5 protein-coding genes and 1 pseudogene are annotated in these 5,941 nt (G+C 62.8%); 2 read left to right on the forward strand and 4 right to left on the reverse strand.

Annotation, left to right across the window (positions count from 1 at the left end; genetic code table 11):
- On the forward strand, window positions 1-1,072 hold a 1,072-nt coding region (dnaJ, locus tag QOC89_RS30725), incomplete at its 5' end, for a molecular chaperone DnaJ (protein WP_323048489.1).
- 24 nt (window positions 1,073-1,096) lie between these two features.
- The gene (pabB, locus tag QOC89_RS30730) at window positions 1,097-3,037 is read left to right on the forward strand and encodes an aminodeoxychorismate synthase component I (protein WP_323048490.1); all 1,941 of its coding nucleotides are present in this window, start codon (window positions 1,097-1,099) and stop codon (window positions 3,035-3,037) included.
- Between the two features lie 194 nt (window positions 3,038-3,231).
- On the opposite strand, the gene panB is transcribed toward pabB, so the two are convergent.
- The 4 genes and pseudogenes from panB to QOC89_RS30750 form a co-directional block, all read right to left on the reverse strand.
- Window positions 3,232-4,047, reverse strand: coding sequence for a 3-methyl-2-oxobutanoate hydroxymethyltransferase (panB, locus tag QOC89_RS30735; RefSeq protein WP_323048491.1), 816 nt, complete (start codon window positions 4,045-4,047; stop codon window positions 3,232-3,234).
- Window positions 4,048-4,083: 36 nt separating this feature from the next.
- Complete coding sequence (locus QOC89_RS30740; RefSeq protein WP_323048492.1) at window positions 4,084-4,764, reverse strand: deoxynucleoside kinase; 681 nt, start codon at window positions 4,762-4,764, stop codon at window positions 4,084-4,086.
- Window positions 4,761-5,309, reverse strand: a complete 549-nt coding sequence (folK, locus tag QOC89_RS30745; RefSeq protein WP_323048493.1) for a 2-amino-4-hydroxy-6-hydroxymethyldihydropteridine diphosphokinase — start codon at window positions 5,307-5,309, stop codon at window positions 4,761-4,763. The genes QOC89_RS30740 and folK overlap by 4 nt, the downstream gene beginning before the upstream one ends.
- 49 nt (window positions 5,310-5,358) lie before the next feature.
- A pseudogene (locus QOC89_RS30750) lies at window positions 5,359-5,941 on the reverse strand (polynucleotide adenylyltransferase PcnB); the annotation flags it as partial.

Consider the following 5,941-nt stretch of genomic DNA (forward strand, 5'->3'; position numbering starts at 1 on the left):
TTATCGCAAGCTTGCGATGAAGCATCACCCCGACCGCAATCCGGGCAACAAGGATGCGGAAGAGCATTTCAAAGAGGTGAAGGAAGCCTATGAAATGCTGTCGGACTCGCAAAAGCGCGCCGCGTACGATCAGTACGGCCACGCGGGCGTCGATCCGAACATGGGCGGAGCCGGTGCGCAAGGCTTCGGCGGATTTGCCGATGCGTTCGGCGATATTTTCGGCGACATCTTCGGCCAGGCGGCCGGCGGTGCCGCACGCGGCGGTGGCGGCCGTGCAGGCCCGCAGGTGTATCGCGGCGCCGATCTGCGCTACAGCATGGAAATCACGCTGGAACAGGCGGCACATGGCTACGACACGCAGATTCGCGTGCCGAGTTGGGTGTCGTGCGAAGTCTGTCACGGTTCGGGCGCCAAGCCCGGCACCAAGCCGGAGACCTGCCCGACCTGTAGCGGTTCGGGTTCGGTGCGGATGTCACAAGGCTTTTTCAGCATCCAGCAAACCTGCCCGAAGTGCCACGGCACCGGCACCTATATTCCTGAGCCGTGCGGCCATTGCCATGGCGCGGGCAAGGTGAAGGAAACCAAGACGCTGGAAGTGAAGATCCCGGCAGGTATCGACGACGGCATGCGCATCCGCTCGGCCGGCAACGGTGAACCGGGTATCAATGGCGGTCCGTCGGGCGATCTGTACGTCGAGATTCATATCAAGCAGCACTCGGTGTTCGAACGCGACGGCGACGACCTCCACTGCCAGATGCCGATTCCGTTCACCACGGCGGCACTCGGCGGTGAGATCGAAGTGCCGACCCTCGCGGGCCGCGCGAGCTTCACGGTGCCGGAAGGCACGCAGTCGGGCAAGACGTTCCGTCTGCGCGGCAAGGGCATCAAGGGGCTGCGTTCGAGCATCGCCGGCGATCTCTACGTGCACGTGCAAGTCGAAACGCCGGTCAAGCTCACTGAGCCACAGCGCGATCTGCTCAAGCAGTTCGAAAAGGCGCTGGTCGAGGGGGGCGCGCGGCATAGCCCGCAGAGCAAGAGCTGGTTCGATCGGGTGAAAAGCTTCTTCGATTAATAGTGGTTTGATCTGGCGGTAATCATGACGGCAGATGAGCGCGACGCAGTGTTCGCGTTACTCGACGATTGCGACGCGACAGCGGCGCGCCGTTCGAGTCGTCTGTACACGGGCTTTGTGCAGGAACGGGTTTGCGCGGACGCTGCGCAACTCGAAGTCGTGTGCGAGACCGTGGCCGCGGACACGCGGCAAGGTTTGCATGCCGTCGTGCTCGCCGACTACGAGTTTGGCCGGAGACTTCTCGACAGCGGCCTGACTCACTGGGCATGGAAAGAAACGCAGCGTGGCGATGCCACGCTGCGTTTTTTATTGTTTGAACATTGCGAGAAACTGTCGCGCGACGAGGTGGATGCGTGGCTCGCGGAGCGCGACGGCGGCGCGCCCGAGCCGTCTGTGGCGGGCACGGCGAACGTGCGCGCGAGCGTCGATCCAAAGCAATTCAACGAAGCGATCGCGGCGATCCATGCCGCCCTGTGCGCCGGCGATTCCTATCAGGTCAACTTCACGTACCGGCTTGGTTTCGATGTATTCGGTTCGCCGACCGCGCTTTATCGACGCCTGCGGGCGCGTCAGCCGGTGCGGTACGGTGCGCTGATCGCGCTGCCGGACGACGAATGGGTGCTGTCGTGCTCGCCCGAATTGTTCATCGAGAAAGAAGGCGTCACCTTGCACGCCCGGCCGATGAAAGGCACGGCGCCGCGCTCAGCCGATCCTGTGGCCGATCGTCATGCCGCTGAGTTCCTTGCAAACGACCCGAAGAATCGCGCCGAGAACGTGATGATCGTCGACCTGCTGCGCAACGATTTGTCGCGCGTGGCGCAGACAGGTTCGGTCAAGGTGCCGGCGCTGTTTTCGGTCGAGCCGTATGTGTCGGTGTGGCAGATGACGTCGACGGTGCATGCGACGCTGCACGCCGGCACGTCTTTCGCCGGGATCTTGCGCGCGTTGTTTCCGTGCGGCTCGATCACCGGCGCGCCGAAGCATCGCACAATGCAATTGATCGACGAGCTCGAAAGCACACCGCGGGGGCTTTATACGGGCGCGATTGGCTGGCTCGATGCGCCCGCGGCGACTGCCGCAGCGGCTTCCGCTTCCGCTTCCGCTTCTATAGCCAACGACACACCCAACGACACCGCCTGCGGCAACTTCTGCCTGTCTGTCGCGATCCGCACGTTGACCTTGAGCCCAGCCGCGCGGCCAGGCGGTGAGCGGCAAGGCAAGATGGGCGTTGGCGGGGGCATCGTTCTCGACAGTGTCGCCGCTGACGAATATGCGGAGTGTCAATGGAAGGCCCGCTTTCTGACCGGCGCCGCGCCGGGTTTCGACCTGTTCGAGACGATGTATGCGACGCGGGAAGAGGGCGTGCGGCATCTGTCGCGCCATCTCGCACGACTCTCAGCCAGTGCCGCGACATTCGGTTTCAAGCTCGACGAAGAAAATGAAATTCGCGCGCAAATCACAGAGAAATGTGCGGCGTTGCCCGCGCAAATCCCGCATCGTATGCGCGTCGCGTTGAGCAAAAATGGCACGGTGCAAATAATCGCGGCAGTGCTGACGCCGCTGATCGACTCAACCGTCGGTGTTCTGCTCGGACCGGACCACGGTTTTCCCGCAACTGATGCCAATGATCTGCTGTTGCGACACAAAACCACGCACCGCGCCGAATATGATCGCGGCTGGCGCGAAGCGGAAGCAAAAGGTGCTTTCGATACGCTGTTCTTTAACGAGCGCGGCGAATTGACCGAAGGAGGGCGGTCGAATGTGTTTGTGAAGCTGGCGGGACGATGGTGGACGCCGCCATTAAAGTCGGGCGTACTGCCCGGGATCATGCGGGGCGTGCTGCTGGAGGATACCGCCCTTCACGCCGCTGAACGCGTGTTGACGCGAGTCGATGTGCAGAATGCCGAAGCGCTTCTCGTGTGCAACGCATTGCGAGGCGCGGTGCAGGCGCACGTGCTGGGCTAAAGCTAAAAGGCCAACGGAGCCGCGCTGCGGGCGTTGGACATCGCGTGCCGCGGCCGCGCGGTTGCTCAACTGTGGCGAACATGCAGCAAGCGGGTCATCCATCCGGACAGGCGTGCGTGCCATGTGGATCCCCGCACCTCATGTGGTGTGGCGGCGTGGTTGCGGATTTCCGCAACGTCGATCAGGGCGTGCGTTCAGAACGTATGCTCGGGCCCAGGGAACGAGCCGTCCTTCACCGCTCGCACATACGCTTCAACGGCAGCCTGAATGTTCAGCTGCCCTTGCATGAAATCCTTCACGAAGCGCGGCCGCTTGCCGGGGAAAATCCCCAGCATATCGTGCAGCACCAGCACCTGCCCCGAGCAGTCGAGGCCCGCGCCGATACCGATCGTCGGAATCCGCAATTGCTTTGTCACTTCAGTCCCGAGCAGCGTTGGAATCGCTTCAATCACGATCAGCTGGGCGCCCGCGTTCTGCACGGCAAGCGAGTCGCGCAGTACCTGGCTCGCGCCGGCGTCGGTCTTGCCCTGGACCTTGAAGCCGCCAAACGCATGCACCGATTGCGGCGTCAGACCGACGTGCGCGCACACCGGAATCGACCGTTCGACCAGAAAGCGCACCGTGTCAGCGAGCCACTCACCACCCTCGAGCTTCACCATCTGCGCGCCGGCACGCATGAGCTCCACCGAGCTCCTGAAGGCGTCTTCCGGCGTGCCGTACGTGCCGAACGGCAGGTCGGCCACCACCAGCGCCGAAGGCCGCGCCCGCGCGACGCTCGCCGTGTGATACGCGATCTCCGCGAGCGTCACCGGTAGCGTGGTCGTCTGGCCTTGCAGCACGTTGCCAAGCGAGTCGCCGATCAGCAACACGTCGACACCCGCGCGATCCAGCAGCGCGGCGAAGCTCGCGTCGTAACAGGTCAGCATGGCGATCTTTTCGCCGGCGTCGCGCATCGCCTGCAGTTTCGGCACGGTGATAGCGTTCCGGCTCGCTTCCTGCAAATAGGTCATGAGGAAATCCGTAGCAAAAGAGAGGGGGCGCGCCGCTTAGAGCGACGTGCCTTTGACAAAGAATTCCTTGCGGCCACGCATGGTTTCGATGCGTTCGGCGAGTAGCGCAAGGTCCGCGTTCGAGTCGAGCGGATTCAGATGTTCAGCGTTGACCGTCAGCACGGGCGTGCGGTCGTAGTGATAGAAAAACTCGTTGTAGGCGTCGCAGAGCGCGTGCAGATAGGCGTCGGAAATCTGCAGTTCCATGGGCACCGCGCGCTTCTGGATGCGCGCGAACAGCACTTCAGGACTGGCTTGCAGATAGACCACGAAATCCGGCGCGGGCGCGCTCACGTCGAGTCGCGCGGCGAGGGCGCGATATAGCTGCCACTCGTCTTCCTGCAGCGTCAGACGCGCGAAGATGTCGTTCTTCTGCGTCATGAAATCGGCGATCAGCGGGGTGCCCGCCACGTGCGCGGCCACCACTTCCTGGGCCTGTTGGGCGCGCTGCAACGCGAAGTGCAATTGTGCGGGCAGCGCATAACGCGCGGTGTCGCGATAAAAGCGTTCGAGAAAGGGATTGTCCTGCGGCCGCTCGAACAATTCCTGCATCGACCAGCGTTGCGCGAGCCGCCGCGCGAGTGAGGTTTTGCCGACGCCGATCGGCCCTTCGATCGCGAGATAGCCGAAGGGTGGCCGTAATTGCGGCGCGGTGACGGTAAGCGGCGGCGAATTCATTCGCAACGACCCTTGACGCCAGCAGCGGCGCCGGCGGTCAATGCATTGAGCATGGGGCACTGGCAGGGCCCCTTCACCTTTTCGATACGCTGATCGCTTACGCGCTCGAGCAGCGCCTCGGCACGGCCGTGTTGCGGGATGATCAACGCCGGGTCGATCTCGACGAGCGGCACGAGTGCAAACGCACGCTCGATCAAACGCGGATGCGGCACGATCAGATCGGCTTCGTCGATCGATTGATCGCCGAACAGCAGAATGTCCAGATCGAGCGTGCGCGGTGCATTGCGAAACGGCCGTTCACGGCCGAACTGATGCTCGATCTTGTGGCATAGCGCGAGCAAATGCCGCACGGGGAGTGTCGTATCGACCTTCACGACGCAGTTGAAATAGTCATCGCCGCCCGCGTCGATCGGGGCGGTGCGATACAGGCTCGACTTGGCGAGCACGTTGATGGTGTGCTGTTGTGCGAGGCACACCACCGCGTCTTTCAGGGTCTGGCGCGCGTCCCCAAGATTCGCGCCGAGGCCGAGATAAGCAACCGTCATGGCATAACTTCCTACGACTATCGTTCGACGACTTCAGCGAAACGCCGCGTCAGTCTTCGTGCGAGCCGTCATGGCCCACGTCGTTGGCTGTGCGTTCGGCTGGCGTGCCGCCCTCCATTCCGTCGCCCGGTTTGCGGTTTCTGGCGCCACTGCTGCGCCGCCGGCGTTTTCTGGGGCTCCGGTCCGTCCCGCCTTGCGTAAGCAATGTCTCGCGCGCAGCGATGTCTCCTTCGATGAACTCCGTCCACCACGCACCGACCGACTCATCGAGTTCGCCCGATTCGCAGCGCAACAGGAGGAAATCATACCCCGCTCTATATCTTTGGTGTTCCAGCAGCTTCAGCGCGCTTCTTCCCGAGCGTTTCTCGAGGCGCAACTGCAGGCCCCAGATCTCGCGCATATCCGACGAAAAACGCTTGTGAATAGCGAGTTTCTCAGTCTGCATGTCGAGCACTTCGTCCATCGCGCGATGCAGGGCGGGCACCGGATATTCGCCGTTAGCTTCGAATTTCTGCCAGCGCTGCTGGACGTCGTGCCATAGCAGTGTGGCGAACAGGAAGCCCGGGGACACCGGCTTGCCGGCGCGCACGCGCGCGTCCGTGTTGTTCAGCGCGAGCGTGATGAACTTTTCG

Origin of the sequence: Paraburkholderia sp. (genome assembly GCF_034668105.1) — a bacterium.
Taxonomy (GTDB): Bacteria; Pseudomonadota; Gammaproteobacteria; order Burkholderiales; family Burkholderiaceae; genus Paraburkholderia.

What these genes read in the sequence shown, in the direction of transcription:
- pabB (WP_323048490.1), top strand. Translation starts at nt 1,097, where the DNA reads ATGACGGCAGATGAGCGCGACGCAGTGTTCGCGTTACTCGACGATTGC.
- panB (WP_323048491.1), bottom strand. Translation starts at nt 4,047, where the DNA reads ATGACCTATTTGCAGGAAGCGAGCCGGAACGCTATCACCGTGCCGAAA.
- folK (WP_323048493.1), bottom strand. Translation starts at nt 5,309, where the DNA reads ATGACGGTTGCTTATCTCGGCCTCGGCGCGAATCTTGGGGACGCGCGC.
- QOC89_RS30740 (WP_323048492.1), bottom strand. Translation starts at nt 4,764, where the DNA reads ATGAATTCGCCGCCGCTTACCGTCACCGCGCCGCAATTACGGCCACCC.